We start from the raw sequence: 17196 nt of genomic DNA, 5'->3' as shown, positions 1-17196 counted from the left end.
GTCGAGCTTTGCTTTTAACTGCCGGCAGCTTTCGTCTGGATCCATGGGAAGCAACAGCGCGTATTCTTCGCCGTCCTTGTGATCGACGTTCGACTGGTCGATGCCGGCATTGGCCATGATGTATCCAAGCCGGTGTTCGACAATGAGTACACCCGGAACCTTCGTGACAACAGATTTGCTTTCCGACAGAATCAGCTCGACGATGCGGCTGTCTTTATTGACTTCGCGGGCGAGCTCTTCGGCACGCGCGGACGGCACCACGTCTGCCAGACGGACAAGCCGGCCCTCGGCCTTTGAGACGATCTTCTGCGCCAGCACGATAACGTCGCCCGTTTGCACCGCCACGCCGTTTTGCTCCAGACTCGCGACAAGAAGGGCAAAGAGGTCGTCACCCGGCTGGACCATGGGAAAACCGGCCAGGGCCGAAAGCTTGATCGAAGGGCTCGGCGAGTTCATGTGGCTTAACCGGCCAGGCCGGTAATCTGGATGCCGGCGCAGTCGACCTTGTAGCGCTTGTTGATGCCGATAAGCAAGGACGTCATGGCGTCGGCCGCGGCAGAGTTCGCGATGGGCCCGGCATCGACGCCGCGCATGCCTATATCCTGAATCAGGCCTATAACCACTTTACGGGCTTCCTGATCGTCGCTGGTGACAAGAATGTCGCAGGCAATGGGCTCATCGGCTTGCAGCTTTGCAGCTCCAACGTTCTGAAACGCGGCCACGACGCGCGCCTTGTCGCCTATCATCTTGTGGGCAATCATTCCGGCCGAACCTTCGGCCGGCAGTTGCACAACGGCAACTTTGGGCGGCACCAGGGGTACCACTGCATCAATAACGATCTTGCCTTGCACCACGTCCCTGATTTCTTCAAGCAGGGCGTTGTGGTTGGAAAATGGAACGGTAAGCACCACGATGTCGCCTTGCCTGGCGGCGTCAAGGTTGGTGGCGCCCTGCGCCTTCGGGCCGCCACTGGCGACCGGCAGGGCATTGGCGGCTTCCTGCGCCTTGTCGGCGGTACGTGATCCGACAATAACCTGATGCCCGGCCTTGGCCCAACGTTTGGCCAGACCTGAACCCAATGCGCCCGTGCCGCCGAGAATGGCGATTTTCTTTTGTTCCGTCATGGTGGTGCTCCTTGAATGCTGTTTGGGGGCCGGGATCAGGAAAGATCCATTTCGGTCAGCGGCACAATCTTGACGCCGGCATCTTCGAGACCCTTGCGAACCATGGCGGCCAGCGCCACGGCGGTTGGCTCGTCGCCGTGGACGCACAAGGAGTCAACCCGACGCTTGATGCGCTTGCCCGACGTAGAAATGATTTCGCCATCGACAACCATGCGTACCACTTGCTCGGTTGCTTTTTGCGGGTCGTGAATGACAGAGCCGGGAATGGAGCGCGAAACCAGGTTGCCGTTGTCGTCGTACAGACGGTCGCAGAACCCTTCGCGCGCCAGTTTCAGGCCAAGATTCTGGGCGGCCTTTTCCATTTCGGAACCGGAAAGCGCTACGTAGATAAGGTTGGGGTCGACGGCCTTGATGGCGCGGCCGATGGCCATGGCGTAGTCGGCGCTTTCGGCAGCCATATTGTTAAGTGCCCCGTGGGGCTTTACGTGGGTAACCTTTTCGCCGCAGAATGAAGCCATGGCCTGCAGGGCGCCAATCTGATACGCGATCATGTTTTCAAGATCGCTGGGGCTCATCTGAATACGGCGGCGCCCAAAGCCCCACAGGTCGTTGAACCCCGGGTGGGCGCCGATGCTGACTCCTTCTTGCTTGGCTTGCTCTACCACACGGCGCATGGTCAAAGGGTCTCCGGCATGGAATCCGCAAGCGATGTTGGCCGAACGGATGATCTTGAGAATGGCGTTGTCGTCGCCGATGTCGTAAGCGCCGAAGCCTTCACCCATGTCTGCATTGAGGTTCACTGAAAGGGACATTTCGATTCCTTGGTGATGTGGTTGTTTATTTGCCGGCAAAGCGGCCCTTGTGGTAGCGCGCCGCCTTGAATTCAACTAAGCTTATCTACATGCTGATAAGTATATTGTGCTAAAGATAGAAAGACAATATCATTGGAATAAATAGAAACCCTAGGAATTTGGCGCAACCGAATCATTCGACGCTGGAGACAGACTGATGGCAGTGCAGTTCTTGAAGCAGGGGGATACCGCCCTGGTTGTGCAGTTTGGCGATGTCATCGATCGCGCTCTTAGCGATCGGGTACTTAACCTTGGCAGGCGCATACGTGCCTTGGGCATAGTGGGCATCACCGACCTTGTGCCAACTTTCCGGTCCTTGCTTGTCAACTACGATCCGCTGGTGGTTGGCGGCGACGAGCTGAAGGGCAAGCTCCAGAGCCTGCTTGAATCTGCCGACGCCCAGACTCAGGAGGCCCGGCAATGGACGATTCCGGTCTGCTACGAAGGTGAGTACGCGCCCGATGTCGACGATGTGGCCGAAGCCGGCGGCATCAGCCGGGCGCAGGTTGTGCAGCTGCACGCCGACACGCTCTTCCATGTATATATGTTGGGCTTTGTTCCCGGTTACCCCTATATGGGAGACCTGCCTCCTGCGCTGGTATTGCCCAGGCGCAGTAATCCGCGAACGCGTGTGCCGCCCGGGTCGGTTGCCATTGCTTCGGTCATGACAGCCATCTATCCGCTTGAAAGTCCGGGCGGCTGGCATCTGATCGGATCGACTCCCGTGCGTCTGTTCAATATCAGCTCACCGCAACCCGCCTTGCTCAGTCCCGGCGACAAGGTTCGCTTCAAGCCGGTCGGGCAGGCCGAATACCTGTCGATACGCAAGGCGGTCGAAGCTGACGATTACGAACTGGTTTGCCAGAAGGTGGCGTCATGACAGCGATATTGAAGGTGCTTGATGCCGGTGCCTACTCCACTTTTCAGGACATGGGCCGATACGGTTACCAGGATGTCGGCGTTCCCGTATCGGGAGCGATAGACAGGGTCAGTGCGCGGCTTGCCAATACATTGGTGGGAAATTCGGCAGGGGCGCCGGTACTCGAGATGCTTTTGCAGGGGATATCGTTTGAAGTGCAGGCGTCTTCGGCTCGGGTGGTGTTGTTTGGCTGTGATGGTGCCCTGGCCATATCGGGTCCGCGTCAACTCTCGGTTCCGGCCGGTCGAACTGTACGCGTGATGCGTGGCGACACTGTCAAGGTAACTTCCCTGGGCCGGTCTTTATGCGGCTACCTGGCCGTCGAGGGCGGATTCGATGTGCCCTTGCAACTGGGCAGTGCATCGACATATGTGCGTGGGTCTATCGGTGGGCTCGAAGGCCGGGTGCTTCGGCGGGGCGATTCCCTGCATTTGGTCAAGCCCGACGTGCAACCCGGCGCTGAGAAAGAGCTGGCTGACCCGTTCGATTATGGTTACGAGCAAGCGATTCGAGTCGTGCTTGGCCCGCAAGACGACTACTTTACCGAAGAAGCCCGACAAGCTTTCTTTTCGGGCGAATACACGGTGTCTGACAAAGCCGACCGAATGGGCTTTCGCCTGGACGGTCCGCAGCTGTCGCACGCAGACGGTTATGATCTTGTTTCCGACGGCATCGTCAGTGGTGCCATTCAGGTGCCGGGCTCGGGTCAGCCTATTGTTTTATTGGCCGACGCGCAAACTACGGGTGGCTACCCCAAGATTGCCACCGTCATCTCCAGCGACATACCTGTCCTGGCTCGCCGCCGGCCGGGTTCAGCCGTCAGGTTCACGCCGGTCAGCCTCGAACAAGCCGAGGCAATCGCGCGCGACCTCAATGTAAGATTGTGTAATATCGCGGAATACGGCCTGAGGGAAGTCGCGCCGGCCGGCGTGCTTGATCTGGCCGCATTGCGTAGTGAAAACCTGACCAGTGGAGTGGTGTAAGGCGGTATACCTTGCTACTGTTTTTATAGAGAACGCGACATGCAGAAACGGCACGCAGATGGTTTGACAGGTCACATTCCTGCCTACATACAGGTGGCCTCGGCGCTTCGACGCCGCATCGAAACGGGTGAATGGCTGCCTGGAGAGAAAATTTCCACGCTCGAAGAACTTGAAGAAGAATTCAAGCGGGCCAGGGTGACCGTCAGACAAGCCGTGGGCCTGCTCGAAAAGGAAGGGCTGCTGACGCGTCAGCAGGGCCGGGGCACCTTTGTGGCCGAACACGTCAATGACAAGCGCTGGCTGACACTGGAAACCTCGTGGGACGCGATGATCCGTTCCATCAAGGGCAACGTTCCGCGCTTCATCAACGTCAAGGAGCCGCCACCATTTCCAAGGCTCAGTCCCGAAGAAGGCCACCTGGCCAACGAGTACGGTTTTTTGCGCAGCCTGCAGCTTCGCGACGGCATGCCTTACGCGGTGGTCAGCGTTCACATCAAGCGCTCCGTGCTCGAAAAATATCGCGACGAGTTCATGAAGCACACAGCCCTTGCCGTGCTCGATCAATTGCGCGGCACCGTCGTGAAGAAAGCGCACCAGACCATGACCATCGGTACAGCCGACCCCGAAGTGGCCCAGCTTCTTGGGGTGTCCCTTAGTGCGCCCACTGCCGAATGCCGCTGTATCGTCACATCCGACAATGACGAAGTCATCTACGTGGGCGAGATTACTTATCGCAGCGACTGCATCCGCCTGCACATGGATCTGCTCGACACGACCGAGCCCCTTGAAGACGAAGCGCTTGCAGAAAACGGCAAGGCCTGATCGGCTAACCAATTTCACAGACTTGATTCAAACCTGATTGCGTTGCATGAGGCTTTGCAGGGCAAACCTCATGCACGAATCTCAGTGATTCCAGCGCGTTCAACGCAGCCTTGCTGACGGTCGCCACGGGCATCATTTCTCCGGCTTTACGCATTTTCAGATGTGTATCCACGTAAACCCGAATTGTGCGCATATGGTCCTATATTTAGTATGACGATAAGAAGACAACTTATCTTGGCTTCCTGACGGCAAGGTCCGGCGGGAAGGCTCCCTCAGGAGGTTTGTAATGTCTAAGCAAGGTGTGGGCAAACGGGTTCTTCGCAAGGAGGACGATCGCTACATGCGGGGCCGGGGAAAGTATGTCGCGGACATACGCATGGCCGGAATGCAGGATGTCGCATTCGTTCGCAGCCCGGTCGCACATGCCAGGCTCAATGCCGTTCACGCGCCGGAGGGATATGAGGATCAGGTATTCACCATAGACCACCTGAATCGCGCGGGAGTCAAACCCATTGTCGCCGACACCGCCTTGCCGGGGTTTCGTTCTTCTGCACAGCCCATATTGGCCGAAGGCAAGGTGCGTCATGTCGGCGAGATGATTGCCATGTGCCTGGCCAAGACCAGAGCGCAGGCTGAAGACATCGCCGCCGCCGTGCAGGTCGATTATGACGAGCTCGATGCCGTCTACGACATGCTTCAGGGCCGCAAGCCGGATGCACCGAGATTGCACGAGGCCTGGCCCGACAATCTTTTCCTGACGACAGATTTCAGCGTAAACATCGACGCGGTTCGCGATGCACCCATCAAGGTCAACCGCAAGATTCGTACCTCGCGCCAGGCGATGGCGCCCATGGAAGGGCGGGGCTGTGTGGCGTATTGGGATACCCGGGTCGAGCAACTGATTATCTACACTGCCACGCAGATTCCGCATATTGTGCGCAGCGGCCTGGCCGAGTGCCTGGGTCTGCCCGAGGCGCAAGTGCGGGTGATTACTCCCGACGTGGGTGGCGGCTTTGGCTACAAGGGCATACTCCTTCCGGAAGAAGTGGCAGTGAGCTGGCTGGCCATGCATGTGGGCCACCCGGTTCGCTGGCTGGAAGACCGCCGCGAACACCTGACGGCTTCAGCCAACTGCCGCGAGCACTATTACGACATCACCTGCTATGCATCGGCCGATGGCCGGTTGCTGGGCATCGAATGCGAAGCCACGGTGGATTCGGGCGCATATTCGTCGTATCCGTTTTCGGCCTGCCTTGAGGCCGGCCAGGTGGGCAGCATCTTGCCCGGGCCTTACGATTTTCCATCGTATCACTGCGAAACCTATTCGGTCGCAACCAACAAGTGTCCCATCCTGCCTTACCGGGGCGTGGGCCGCACCGGCGTGTGTTTTGCACTCGAGCTGGTGCTTGACGACGTGGCGCGCGAGGCCGGCGTCGAGCCCTACGAGCTGCGCATGAAGTCTCTGGTAAAGCCCGAGCAAATGCCGTTCGACAACATCACCAACAAGCATTTTGACAGCGGCGACTACCCCGAGGCATTGCGCCGCGCCGTTGAGGCGATTGATGTGGCTGCCATCCGCGAGCGGCAAAAGCGCCCGGAGCCCGACGGCCGTCTTATTGGCGTGGGCCTGGCGGTGTATTGCGAGCAGGCCGCGCATGGCACTTCGGTGTATTCAGGGTGGGGCATTCCGATGGTGCCGGGCCACGAGCAGGCTACCCTGCGCATTACGCCGGACGGCGGGCTCGAGATTCGCATTGGCGCTCACTCTCACGGGCAGAGCCTTGAAACCACGCTGGCTCAAGTTGCCAACGAGAAGCTGGGCATCGACATCGCCAACATCAAGGTCATCCATGGCGATACCGAGTACACGCCGTATTCGACCGGCACCTGGGGTTCGCGGTGCATGGTCATGTCGGGTGGCGCCGTGTCGCGGGCCTGCGATGCCTTGCTGGTGCGCCTTAAGGAAATCGGCGCCTTTGTGCTCAAGACCACTTCGGACAAGATCAGCGTGGCCGATGGAATGGTCTACGCCGACGATGTCAGCATGCCAGTTTCAGAAGTCGCCCGTATCTGGTACCGCCGCCCGCAAGACCTGCCTCCCGGTGCAAGCGCCAGCGGGCTTGAAGTGACCGAGGGCTATAAGCCAGGGCGCGATACCGGCACATTTGGCTACGGCGTACATGCGGCATTGGTGGCGGTTGACCCGCAAACCGGCGATGTCGAGATTCTGGATTATGTCATCGTCGAAGATGGTGGAAAGCTGGTCAACCCCATGGTGGTCGATGGCCAGATTTACGGTGGCACCGCGCAGGGTATTGGCACGGCCTTATACGAAGAAATGCCATTTGATGCGTCGGCGCAGCCGCTGGCATCTACCTTCGCCGACTACCTGCTGCCCGGCCCCACCGAAATCCCCGAGCCGCGCCTTATTCATATGGAAACCTTGTCTCCGTATACCGAGTTCGGGGTCAAGGGCATCGGCGAAAGTGGTGCCATTGCACCACCTGCCACCATTCTCAATGCCATCAACGATGCCTTGCATCCCCTGGGCGCCGCCTTGTATACGTCGCCTGCCACGCCGCATCGCGTGCTGGAAGCCATTTTCAAGGCACGCGAAGCGCAGGGAGAAATCCCCGGATTCAAGGTGCCCCAGTTTGAAGCTGTGGGCCAGAAAGACACGCAGTTGGCTGGAGAGGGAATATGAAGCCGTCGTTGTTCGAGTACGAGCGTGCCGCCGATCCAAAATCGGCAATCAGGCTCGTTGAGCGAGAAGACATTACCGTGAAGGTGCTGGCAGGCAGCCAGTCGCTGGGGCCCATGCTGAACCTGCGATTGGTGCAGCCCGACTTGCTGGTGGACATTACCCATATACCGGAATTCAAGCGGGTGGAAGAGCAGGACGACGGCGTTATCCTGGGTGCCTGCGTTACGCATGCAGACATCGAGGACAAGCGTGTTCCCGATGTGACGCATGGCGCATTGCCCGCCGTGGCACGTGGAATCGCGTATCGGGCGGTGCGCAACCGCGGCACGGTAGGCGGCAGCCTGGTCCATGCCGACCCGGCGGCTGACTGGGTGACTTCACTGGCGGCCATCGGTGCAACGGTAAACATCATCGGCCCGGCGGGCGGGCGCAGCATGCCCGTCGAGAACCTGATGACCAGTGTCTTCGAAAGCGATCTGGGACCGGGCGATTTACTGGATTCCGTCTTCATTCCGCGGCTGTCTGCCGACGCCAAGTGGGGTCATTGCAAGATCAACCGCAAGACCGGCGAATTTGCGCACGCCATGTCCGTTGTGCTGAAGGACCCTGCGCGTAATGTCTGCCGCATTGTCATCGGTGCCATCGAAGCCAGGCCTATCGTGATTACCGATGCACACGACTACTTCGAGAGCAACGGCAACATCAAGGTGCCCATGATCGAACGTCTGTTCGAACAGGCGGGCCTGACTGACCCTATTGCAAACCAGATTCACATGACCGCGCTTTTGCGTGCCGTCCAGCGAGCACAGTAATGAAAACAATCTCTCTGAATGTCAATGGAAAAGCGCATAAGGGACTGGCCATCGAGGCACGCACCCAACTGGCCGATGTCCTGCGCGACGAACTGAATCTTACCGGTACCCACCTGGGGTGCGAGCACGGAGTGTGTGGCGCATGTACCGTGTTGATAGACGGCGTGCCCGCACGCTCGTGCATATCGCTGGCGGTGGCTTGCGATAACGCTGAAATCACCACGATCGAGGGCATGGACGACGACGAGGTGATGAAGTCCTTGCGTACGGCGTTTACCGAAGAGCATGGCCTGCAGTGCGGCTTCTGTACTCCGGGCATGCTGGCTTCGGCACGCGATGTCGTGCTCCGGATGCCGGATGCAAGCGATCAGGAAATCCGTTATGCCATGAGCGGAAACCTGTGTCGATGCACCGGATATGTCGGTATTGTCAAAGCGGTCAAGCGCGTTATCGACGAGCGGCGTGCCGCCGGCCTTGCCCAAATCGTGAATCCCCGTACCGAGGTGGGGCCTGTGGGCTCCGGTCATGCCGAAGTCATGGCTGCTGATCCGGCAGGTATCGTTCTGCCGGCTTCCACGGCTCCAAAGGCGGCTCCGGCGCGCGCCACCGCCGCAGGCAAGCTCAAGGCCGACGATTCCAGACCCATGACCCGCTTGCAGCAGTCGTTCACGGTGGCGTTTCCGCGCGATGAGGTATGGGAGTTCTTTGGCCGGCTCGATCAGGTCACCACCTGCCTGCCCGGCGCATCGCTTCTGAACGAGCCCACGGCCACCCACGTAGAACCACGGCTTCGCGTCAAGGTGGGGCCCATTGTTGCCGACTTCGAGGGTGCGGCCGATGTGGAGCGTGACGATGCAACGTATACCGGCACCATCTACGGCTCGGCACGCGATACCAAGTCTGCCTCCGCCACCCGGGGCGAAGTGGAATATGTCTTGAGCCCGATCAACGGGGGGGCGGAAACCAGGGTGGATGTGCAGGTGGGATTTGCCCTGACCGGCCCATTGGCGCAGTTCAGCAGGTCGGGTATTGTCATGGATATTGCCAAGCGCATGACCGATGCGTTTGCACAGAATCTGCATCAGCGGCTTTCAAATCGAGATAACCCCGACGCCGCTGCAGAAAGCCAGATTACAGAACTGAATGCGGGGTCTTTATTGTTTTCGGTATTGCGCAGCAGAGTGACCGGATTCTTCAAGCGTCTGTTCGGACACTAGGCGGGCACATATTGCGGCAGGCCATCTTCTGCGCGGTTAGCAGCTCGTAGTAATGCAGTAACTGTTGTTGCCGGTATTAGTATGAACCACTATATACGGCGTCTCCTGGTATACCTATTATCATACTAATAATAGGTTGATAGGACTACAAAACCTTACAAGATTGACGGCAGTACATTCCATTCACATCGAAGGAGCATTGCAATGAAACTTAGAAGTCATTTCTTAACTTCTAGTCTTGCGGCCACCGCCTTATCTGTAGCCATGATGGCGCCCAGTTATGCGGAGACTGTCAAAATCGGCGTCAACCAGCCATTAACGGGCGCGATCGCAGCTTCGGGAAACTACATCCTTGAAGGCGCAAAAATCGCTGCCGACGAAATCAACGCCAATGGAGGCGTAAAGGGCAAAAAAATTCAACTGGTGGTGGAAGACAACAAGGGCAACCCCACCGAAGCTGCAAACGTCACCGAAAAGCTGATCGTCCGTGACAAGGTGCCCGTCATCATGGGGGCATGGGGTTCGACACTGACATTGGCCAGCATGCCCAAGCTGATGGAATATAAGGTGCCGATGGTTGTGGAAACGTCCAGCTCGGTCAAGATCACCAAATCCGGAAACCCCTACGTCTTCCGCCTTGCTCCTACCAGTGCCATCGAAGCCGACAATTTTGTCCGGTACATCGAGCCGCTGGGCATCAAGAAGGCTGATCTTCTTGTGGTGAACAACGATTGGGGTCGTGGTGCTGCCGTCGAGTTTCGCCGGGTTCTCGAAGCCAACGGCGCCACAATCGGCAAAGAGCTGATCATGGACGCCGCCGCACAGGACATGACCTCCCAGCTTTCGGAAATTCGCAGCAGCGACGCCGATACGCTGATCGTGACCACCGCGGTCGAGCAGCTGACCCTGTTGCTGAAGCAGGCACAGTCGCTTGGCCTGAAGCGCCAGATCGTCACCACGGGTGGCTCGCAAAGCCCCGATCAGCTGATCGAACAGGCCGGAAGCGCTGCAGAAGGTTCCATGCACCTGCTGTTCTTTACACCCTGGACGCCTGACAGCACAGCCCATCCCGAAAAATCCAAGGCTTTCATCGAAGAGTGGAACAAGCGGGGCCTGAATGTGGCTGGTCTCACCGAAAGCTTCCGTGGCTATGACGGCATCTACACCATCGCCGCCGCCATCGAGGCAGTCGACGAAGTCACGCCCGAGAACATTCGCAAGGCGCTTTGGGATGTGAAGCTTGACGGCCTGAACGGAAAGATCTCCTTCCGCCCCGACGGCGAAGGCGACAAGGCCAGTGCCCAGTATGACGCCGCCACCTATCTTGTCCAGATCAAGGACGGCAAGATCGTAGCGGTAGACGACTAAACATCTGCCACACATACGGGCCTGTTTCTGGGCCCGTATGTGTCTCTGGCAGCATTGCCCGACCGGCACCACGGTCAGAAGGCTTTGATTTCCGACAGGCGGGGGTAGCGCGCCATCCCCGTCACAGCTAATCCAGGCGCGAAAGTGGGGCAGACAGTGGATCAGTTTCTTCAGCACGTTGCCAATGCGCTGATACTGGGGGGCACCTATGCGTTGCTCGGTATCGGGCTGACGTTGATTCTCGGCGTCATGAAAGTCGTGAACTTTACCCATGGAGAGCTTTACGCCTTCGGCGGCTTCATGGCTTATTACTTTGTTTCCGGCTTGGGCTGGAATTTCTTTGTCGCGCTTGTTGCAGCAGTCATGCTGGGCATTTTGCTGGGTGCCCTGATTGAACGGCTGGTACTTCGGCGAATGCGGTCGGCTGATATCGATTCGACCATGGTCGCCATGATTGGCTGCTGGATTGCGCTGCAGAACATATCGCTGCTTGTCTGGGGCGGCGTCGCCAAGTCGGTGGCCACGCCATTTCCGACCGAACCCCTGATGGTCGGTCCCATTGCGCTTTCGTGGCTGCGCATCTTCGTGCTGTGTGCAGCTATCGGTCTGATCATCCTGTCTTACCTGTTGCTGCAGAAAACATCGTTGGGCAAAGCGATGCGCGCGACCTTCCAGGACAGGGAAACGGCCTCGCTGATGGGCATCAATATCAACCTTATATACATGGCTACCTTTGCCCTGGGTTCGGGCCTGGCCGCTGCCGCCGGTGCCTTGCTAGGACCGGTGTTCGTCGTGACCACCACCATGGGCAACCTGGCTGCACTCAAGGCATTCTCCATCGTCATTCTGGGTGGCCTGGGCAGCATTCAGGGCGCAATGATAGGCGGGTTCATCCTGGCGTTCGCCGAAGAGCTGGGCTCGGGATACATCTCGTCCGGTTACCGGGATGCGGTCGGATTCATTCTGATCATCCTGGTCTTGTTGTTCAGGCCTACCGGTCTGTTTCGTGTTCGCGGGGAGAGAATCGGATGAAGAAGAGTCTATATACGCTTGTGGTCCTGGTGGTTCTTTTTACGCTGCCGTACTGGTTGCAAGACCCTTATTACCAGCACATCGTCATCACCACGGGCCTGTTCATCGTGGGTGCCATGAGCATGAACCTGTTGCTGGGCTATACCGGCCAGCTCAATCTGGGCCATATCGCGTTCTTTGGAATCGGTGCCTATGTCAGTGCTCTCACTTCACTGGGCTTCGATATCCCAGCGTTCTGGGGAGACGGCCGGATCGTCGTCGAGCCGGGCTCGCCGTTTGTCGGCTTCCTGCTTGCCATCCTGATAGCCGGCCTGTTCGGGTATGTGGTTGGAAAACTGTCGTTCAAGATACGCGGCGCGTACTTTGTGATCGTGACGATCAGTTTTGCCGAGGTAACCCGCCTGGTCGCGCTCAACTGGGTAGACCTTACCCAGGGTCCGCTTGCTCTTAACAACATCCCGCCCATGGGCTACAGCCTGCCGTTTGTCGGCTCTGGCGAGTTCTGGTCCAAGACGCCAAACTATTATCTGGTGCTGGTGCTGGGCCTGGTGTGCTACGTGATCATTCGTCGAATTGTGCGGTCTCGCGTCGGGCGAGCCATGATCGCCCTGCGCGAGAACGAGCCGCTGGCGGTTTCCACGGGCATCAACGTTACGCGTTATCTGAACTTTGCCGCCATGGTCTCGGCCGCAATGGCCGGAGCCGCGGGCAGCCTGTACGCCCACTACATTCGCATCATCGACCCGGACGTCTTCCTGTTCATCTACACCGTCACAATGGTGATCATGGTGATCACGGGCGGCAAGGGCACTTTGATCGGACCCATCATCGGTGGAATCATCTTTGGCATTCTTCCGGTTGGCCTGCGCGAAGTGGCCGGCCCCGAGGCCCAGTGGATCGTGTACGGCATCGCCATGGTGCTGATCGTGATGTTCCTGCCCCAGGGAATTGTGCCTGCCGTGCAGCGCCTCTGGGAGCGCAAGTTTGGCTCTGGCGATGACGTCCCTACGCGCAAGCAGGAAGCCCACACACGCGATGCACGCGTGACAACACCACACGAAGGTAAAACGCTCAAAACCAGGGGGGCCGACGCATGAGCACGAACAGTAACAGCACGCCGTTGCTCGAGGTCAAGAACGTCGCCGTGCATTTTGGCGGCCTGGTCGCCATCTCGGATATGTCGTTCGACCTTCACAAGGGTGAACTCCTGAGCCTGATCGGCCCCAACGGAGCGGGCAAGACCACTGCCTTCAACGTGGTAACCGGTTTTTTGAGGCCAACCAAGGGCACCCTGCATTTCAAGGGTGTCTCGCTTGCCGAGCATAGCCCGCACGAAATTGCGGCCATGGGACTGGTGCGTACGTTTCAGCGCACCAGCCTGTTCACCAACGAAACGGTTTTCGACAATATCCTGACAGGCCTGCATTTGCAGGGCAAAGCCTCTTTCCTTGACACCATTCTGGCGTTGCCAAGCTTCCGGCGCGAAGAGCAAAACCTCAAGGATCAGGTTTGGGAGCTGCTTGACTTCGTCGGTCTCGCGCATCGCGCCAAGGAGCAGAGCGGGTCGCTGCCTTATGGCGAGCAACGCCTGCTGGGCGTGGCCATTGCAATGGCCGCGCGGGCAGAACTTTTGTTGCTCGATGAACCGGCCGCGGGCATGAACGGTGCCGAAACGGCGCGCTTTATGGAGATCTTGCAGAAGATTCGGCAGCGTGGCATTACCATCTTGCTGGTCGAGCATGACATGCCGCTGGTCATGGGGGTTTCTGACCGGGTCATTGTGCTGAACTACGGCAAGATCATTGCCAACGGCACACCGGCCGAGATTCAGAACAATCCCGATGTGATCGAGGCCTATCTGGGGCAGGGGGTCAAACAGCATGCTTGAGTTAAAGAACGTTGTGTGCCGATACGGCAACGTCAATGCCTTGAACGATGTTTCGCTTTCGGTCGAGCAGGGCGAACTGGTTACCATCATCGGAGCCAACGGCGCCGGAAAGTCCACCACCCTCAAGGCGATTTCGGGCTTGTTGAATCCCGTCGAAGGCAGCATCCACTTCATGGGCGAAGACATTTCCAGAGCCAGCGCCCAGCACATCATTTCGATGGGTGTCTCGCACTGCCCGGAAGGACGGCGGGTGTTTCCCCAGATGACCGTGCACGAAAACCTTGAAATCGGCGCGTACGTGCGCAAGGATCGTAGCGGGGTCGCCGAAGATATCGACCGCATGTATTCGATGTTCCCCCGACTTCAGGAACGTCGCGAGCAGGCGGCGGGCACCCTGTCGGGTGGCGAACAGCAGATGCTGGCCATTGCGCGCGCCCTGATGTCCCGTCCCAAGCTCATCATGTTTGATGAGCCGTCTCTGGGGCTTGCGCCAAACATCGTTGAAAAGACCTTCGAAATCATCCGCGAGGTACGAGCTGCCGGAACCACTGTGCTCATGGTCGAGCAGAATGCATTTGCAGCGCTTGATATGTGCGACAGGGCGTACTTGTACGAGTCCGGACGCATGACACTTCACGGTACCGGGCAGGAGATGATTCGCGATCCCCACGTCAGACAAGCCTATCTTGGCGGCTGATTGAGGTCGGCACGGCGTGCCTCCCACCACCCTGCGCACGCAGGCGACTTTACGGATCGAGTTCGAGGTCGAGACGCGGCTGTCGCAGTGCCGGCGGTACGTCGACCACTGCGCTGATATGGGTGAGCACGCCGTTTTCGTAATTGCTTAGGGTTTGTCTTAACTATTTTTTAAGGTATTATGGTTCTATCATTAGAACTATAGAAACCAAGCTCCTTTTTCATGACCCGTCGAGGCGGGCCGGAGGTAAGAATGCAAGAGTCGGCTTATTTGAAATTGCGCGAGCGTCTGTCAAAGCGTGATCGCAGCCTTCGCGAAAAGGTGATGACGCTCGAAGAAGCGTCGGCCCTGGTCAGCGACGGCGCTCATGTCGGCGTGGGTGGCAGCACCTTATCGCGCACGCCCATGGCCATGATCTGGCAGCTGATACGCGACAACAAAAAAGATCTGTCTGTCTATCGCAGCATTGTTTCCAGCGAAGGCGACTGGCTGTTCGCCTCGGGCATTTGCAAGCACATCGAAACCAGCTGGTTCAGCCAGGGCATCGTCTGGGGCATTTCCAAGATCATGCGCCATTACGTCGAAAGCAAGAAGGCCAGTTTCCAGGAATGGAGCCATCTTGGCATGGGCATGCGTTTCAAGGCTGGTGCGATGGGTGTGCCGTTCATGCCCATGCGTTCCATGATCGGCTCTGACGTTGTACGCCTGCGCCCCGAGGTCAAGCAGATCGACTGCCCGTTTACCAACGAACCGCTGTTGTTGGTTCCCGCTGTCAATCCCGACGTGGCGCTTATTCACGTTCAGCGTTGTGATGCCTACGGCAATGCCCAGATAGACGGACTGCCATTCATGGACATCGATCTGGCAATGGCTGCCGACAGCGTCATTCTTACGACCGAGCGAATTGTTTCCAATGATCAGATTCGTCGGGCGCCGGACCAGACCAAGATCGGTTTCTTCAACGTCGATGCGGTGGTTGAAGTGCCTTTTGGCTGCGCACCGCATGAATGCACCAATGTGTACGAGCCTTTTCTGTCGCATATGGATTACTACACCAGTACCGTCAACAAGGATCCCGTGGGCGCCATGCAAGAGTACATCGACAAATACATACGCGGGCCCAAGTCGTGGACTGAGTACCTGTCCCTGCTGGGACTTGAAGAGGTGCTGGACGCCGCCAAACGTGGAAGGAGTCTTTTAAATGACTAACACAGCCGTTGCAGCGCGAGCCGAAGGCCAGGGGCTCGCCACGGGTTTTACCGAAGCCGAAATGCTTACCGTCATGAGCTCGCGTGTGCTTGAAGACGGCAAGGTGGTGTTTGCCGGCGTGGGTATTCCTTTGCTGGCCGCCACGCTGGCCCAGATGCAGCGATGCCCCGGCCTGACAATTCTGTTTGAGGGTGGCGTTATCGGCCCCTTCATCGAACCGGGCAAGCTGCCCCCTTCGACCAACGAGCAACGTTGCACCAAGCGGGCGAACATGGTGGTCAGCAGTACCGACGTGCTTTTGTTATTGCAGCGCGGTCATGTCGACATCGGCTTCATGAGTGGGGCCCAGATCGACAAGTACGGCAACCTGAACTCGTCATTCCTGGGTGACGACCCCGAGAACCCCAAGGTGCGTCTGCCCGGTACGGGCGGTGGAAACGACATTTCCAGTCTGACAAATATGATCGTGGCCATGAAGCACGAGCCTCGCCGCTTTGTCGAAAAGGTCGATTTCATTACCAGCCCCGGCTTTCTGCAGGGCGGTACCTCGCGGTACGACAGTGGCCTGCGTGCCGGAGGCATGTTCCGGGTCATTACCAACCTGGGAATTTTCGGCTTCGACGACACCACGCGTGCGATGAAGGTTCTGGCACTGCACGAGGGCGTGACCCTGGAAGAGGTGCAGGACAACACCGGATTCGATCTTCTGTACGACGAGGGTGGAATCGCAGTAACCAAAGCACCGACTGACGCCGAGCTTCAAGCGCTTCGAGAGCTTGATCCGGACAGGCGCTACATCGGTTGAACACTTGATTGAAATAACTAAGACGATTCGTCGAGGAGATCTAGATATGGCTACGCTTCATGGCACGTTTGGTATTGCTGCGCGCAACTTTACCGCCTTCCCGATTATTCCCAAGGCCGAAGAGCTGATCGAGTATGGCGTACGGATGGAAGAGCTGGGTTTTGATTCACTTTGGGTATGGGACCACATCCTGTTGGGCGTTGACCCTCATTTTCCGATTGTGGATTCGCTGACCCTGCTGACAGCCATTGCTGCCCGCACCAAAAAGATCAAGCTGTCCACGGGCATTCTGGTGCTGCCCCTGCGCAACCCGGTTACCCTGGCCAAGCAATTGTCCAGCATGGACCAGATTTCAAACGGCCGATTGCTGCTGGCCATGGCGGCAGGCTGGTACAAGCGCGAGTTTGACGCAGTGGGCGTGCCGTTTGAACAGCGCGGCCGGATCATGGACGACAACCTCGAGATCATGCGCCGCTTCTTCAACGAAGATCTGGTTTCCGGCGAGTGGCCCAACCACAGCATCCCGGCCGGCGTGATGTTTCCCAAGCCGGTGCAGCAACCGTTTCCGATTCTTATCGGCGGTTATGCCGACCGGGTTCTGAAGCGTGCCGCCACCAATGGCGACGGCTGGCTGACTTACTTCTACAAGCCCGACGCTTTTGTGGAGTCGTGGCAGAAGGTGTGCAACTATGCTGAAGAGGCCGGGCGCGATCCGGCCACCTTGCTCAATGGCAACCAGTTGCCCATTATGGTGGGCGACTCCCG

Annotated in this window: 17 protein-coding genes; 14 read left to right on the top strand and 3 right to left on the bottom strand. The window is 58.2% G+C overall.

All coding sequences use genetic code 11. From position 1 onward, the window contains the following. The 3 genes from Q1J88_RS10850 to Q1J88_RS10840 form a co-directional block, all read right to left on the bottom strand. On the bottom strand, nt 1-456 hold a 456-nt coding region (locus Q1J88_RS10850), incomplete at its 3' end, for a coenzyme F420-0:L-glutamate ligase (RefSeq protein ID WP_301117703.1). A 5-nt stretch (nt 457-461) separates the two neighbouring features. After that, nucleotides 462-1124: an NADPH-dependent F420 reductase gene (npdG, locus tag Q1J88_RS10845; RefSeq protein WP_301117702.1), complete on the bottom strand. Its 663-nt coding sequence runs from the start codon at nt 1122-1124 to the stop codon at nt 462-464. A gap of 35 nt (nt 1125-1159) precedes the next feature. After that, on the bottom strand, nt 1160-1936 hold the full coding sequence (locus Q1J88_RS10840) for a 5-oxoprolinase subunit PxpA (protein WP_301117700.1): 777 nt from the start codon (nt 1934-1936) through the stop codon (nt 1160-1162). Between the two features lie 196 nt (nt 1937-2132). On the opposite strand from Q1J88_RS10840, the gene pxpB reads away from it, so the two are divergent. From pxpB to Q1J88_RS10770, 14 genes are all read left to right on the top strand, one after another. Further along, nucleotides 2133-2855 (top strand): 5-oxoprolinase subunit PxpB, encoded by a 723-nt coding sequence (gene pxpB, locus Q1J88_RS10835; RefSeq protein ID WP_301117699.1) that lies wholly within the window; start codon nt 2133-2135, stop codon nt 2853-2855. Further along, the gene (locus tag Q1J88_RS10830; protein WP_301117698.1) at nt 2852-3877 is read left to right on the top strand and encodes a biotin-dependent carboxyltransferase family protein; all 1026 of its coding nucleotides are present in this window, start codon (nt 2852-2854) and stop codon (nt 3875-3877) included. The genes pxpB and Q1J88_RS10830 overlap by 4 nt, the downstream gene beginning before the upstream one ends. Before the next feature lie 39 nt (nt 3878-3916). Next, nucleotides 3917-4699, top strand: a complete 783-nt coding sequence (locus Q1J88_RS10825; protein ID WP_301117697.1) for a GntR family transcriptional regulator — start codon at nt 3917-3919, stop codon at nt 4697-4699. Nucleotides 4700-4985: 286 nt separating this feature from the next. Then, nucleotides 4986-7403, top strand: coding sequence for a xanthine dehydrogenase family protein molybdopterin-binding subunit (locus tag Q1J88_RS10820; RefSeq protein ID WP_301117696.1), 2418 nt, complete (start codon nt 4986-4988; stop codon nt 7401-7403). Next, nucleotides 7400-8215, top strand: coding sequence for a xanthine dehydrogenase family protein subunit M (locus tag Q1J88_RS10815; protein WP_301117695.1), 816 nt, complete (start codon nt 7400-7402; stop codon nt 8213-8215). The genes Q1J88_RS10820 and Q1J88_RS10815 overlap by 4 nt, the downstream gene beginning before the upstream one ends. Continuing rightward, nucleotides 8215-9432, top strand: coding sequence for a 2Fe-2S iron-sulfur cluster-binding protein (locus tag Q1J88_RS10810; protein WP_301117694.1), 1218 nt, complete (start codon nt 8215-8217; stop codon nt 9430-9432). The genes Q1J88_RS10815 and Q1J88_RS10810 overlap by 1 nt, the downstream gene beginning before the upstream one ends. Nucleotides 9433-9636: 204 nt before the next feature. Beyond that, complete coding sequence (locus Q1J88_RS10805) at nt 9637-10800, top strand: ABC transporter substrate-binding protein (RefSeq protein WP_301117693.1); 1164 nt, start codon at nt 9637-9639, stop codon at nt 10798-10800. Between the two features lie 156 nt (nt 10801-10956). After that, nucleotides 10957-11832: a branched-chain amino acid ABC transporter permease gene (locus Q1J88_RS10800; protein WP_301117692.1), complete on the top strand. Its 876-nt coding sequence runs from the start codon at nt 10957-10959 to the stop codon at nt 11830-11832. After that, nucleotides 11829-12929 carry a branched-chain amino acid ABC transporter permease gene (locus Q1J88_RS10795; protein ID WP_301117691.1) on the top strand — a complete coding sequence of 367 codons (1101 nt, stop codon included), beginning with the start codon at nt 11829-11831 and terminating at the stop codon, nt 12927-12929. The genes Q1J88_RS10800 and Q1J88_RS10795 overlap by 4 nt, the downstream gene beginning before the upstream one ends. Continuing rightward, entirely contained in the window at nt 12926-13720 is a 795-nt protein-coding gene (locus tag Q1J88_RS10790; protein WP_301117690.1) for an ABC transporter ATP-binding protein, read from the top strand. The genes Q1J88_RS10795 and Q1J88_RS10790 overlap by 4 nt, the downstream gene beginning before the upstream one ends. Further along, entirely contained in the window at nt 13713-14417 is a 705-nt protein-coding gene (locus tag Q1J88_RS10785; RefSeq protein WP_301117688.1) for an ABC transporter ATP-binding protein, read from the top strand. Before Q1J88_RS10790 ends, Q1J88_RS10785 begins: the two co-directional genes overlap by 8 nt. 252 nt (nt 14418-14669) lie before the next feature. Further along, on the top strand, nt 14670-15626 hold the full coding sequence (locus Q1J88_RS10780; protein ID WP_301117686.1) for a CoA-transferase: 957 nt from the start codon (nt 14670-14672) through the stop codon (nt 15624-15626). Further along, complete coding sequence (locus Q1J88_RS10775) at nt 15619-16431, top strand: CoA-transferase (protein WP_301117685.1); 813 nt, start codon at nt 15619-15621, stop codon at nt 16429-16431. Before Q1J88_RS10780 ends, Q1J88_RS10775 begins: the two co-directional genes overlap by 8 nt. A 46-nt stretch (nt 16432-16477) precedes the next feature. Further along, nucleotides 16478-17196, top strand: a 719-nt coding sequence (locus Q1J88_RS10770; RefSeq protein ID WP_301117684.1) for a TIGR03619 family F420-dependent LLM class oxidoreductase, incomplete at its 3' end; no start/stop codon positions are given.

The organism is Pusillimonas sp. (genome assembly GCF_029263785.1).
In the GTDB taxonomy this organism is placed as follows: Bacteria; Pseudomonadota; Gammaproteobacteria; order Burkholderiales; family Burkholderiaceae_B; genus Pusillimonas.
The sequence above is the reverse complement of the archived record's forward strand: the minus strand, read 5'-3'. Positions and strand labels throughout refer to the sequence as shown.

Bases quoted from the DNA above. Each gene is read 5' to 3' on its own strand.
- Q1J88_RS10830 (WP_301117698.1), top strand. From the start codon at position 2,852: ATGACAGCGATATTGAAGGTGCTTGATGCCGGTGCCTACTCCACTTTT.
- Q1J88_RS10785 (WP_301117688.1), top strand. From the start codon at position 13,713: ATGCTTGAGTTAAAGAACGTTGTGTGCCGATACGGCAACGTCAATGCC.
- Q1J88_RS10805 (WP_301117693.1), top strand. From the start codon at position 9,637: ATGAAACTTAGAAGTCATTTCTTAACTTCTAGTCTTGCGGCCACCGCC.
- Q1J88_RS10840 (WP_301117700.1), bottom strand. From the start codon at position 1,936: ATGTCCCTTTCAGTGAACCTCAATGCAGACATGGGTGAAGGCTTCGGC.
- Q1J88_RS10790 (WP_301117690.1), top strand. From the start codon at position 12,926: ATGAGCACGAACAGTAACAGCACGCCGTTGCTCGAGGTCAAGAACGTC.
- Q1J88_RS10795 (WP_301117691.1), top strand. From the start codon at position 11,829: ATGAAGAAGAGTCTATATACGCTTGTGGTCCTGGTGGTTCTTTTTACG.
- Q1J88_RS10810 (WP_301117694.1), top strand. From the start codon at position 8,215: ATGAAAACAATCTCTCTGAATGTCAATGGAAAAGCGCATAAGGGACTG.
- Q1J88_RS10825 (WP_301117697.1), top strand. From the start codon at position 3,917: ATGCAGAAACGGCACGCAGATGGTTTGACAGGTCACATTCCTGCCTAC.
- npdG (WP_301117702.1), bottom strand. From the start codon at position 1,124: ATGACGGAACAAAAGAAAATCGCCATTCTCGGCGGCACGGGCGCATTG.
- Q1J88_RS10775 (WP_301117685.1), top strand. From the start codon at position 15,619: ATGACTAACACAGCCGTTGCAGCGCGAGCCGAAGGCCAGGGGCTCGCC.
- Q1J88_RS10815 (WP_301117695.1), top strand. From the start codon at position 7,400: ATGAAGCCGTCGTTGTTCGAGTACGAGCGTGCCGCCGATCCAAAATCG.
- Q1J88_RS10820 (WP_301117696.1), top strand. From the start codon at position 4,986: ATGTCTAAGCAAGGTGTGGGCAAACGGGTTCTTCGCAAGGAGGACGAT.
- Q1J88_RS10780 (WP_301117686.1), top strand. From the start codon at position 14,670: ATGCAAGAGTCGGCTTATTTGAAATTGCGCGAGCGTCTGTCAAAGCGT.
- pxpB (WP_301117699.1), top strand. From the start codon at position 2,133: ATGGCAGTGCAGTTCTTGAAGCAGGGGGATACCGCCCTGGTTGTGCAG.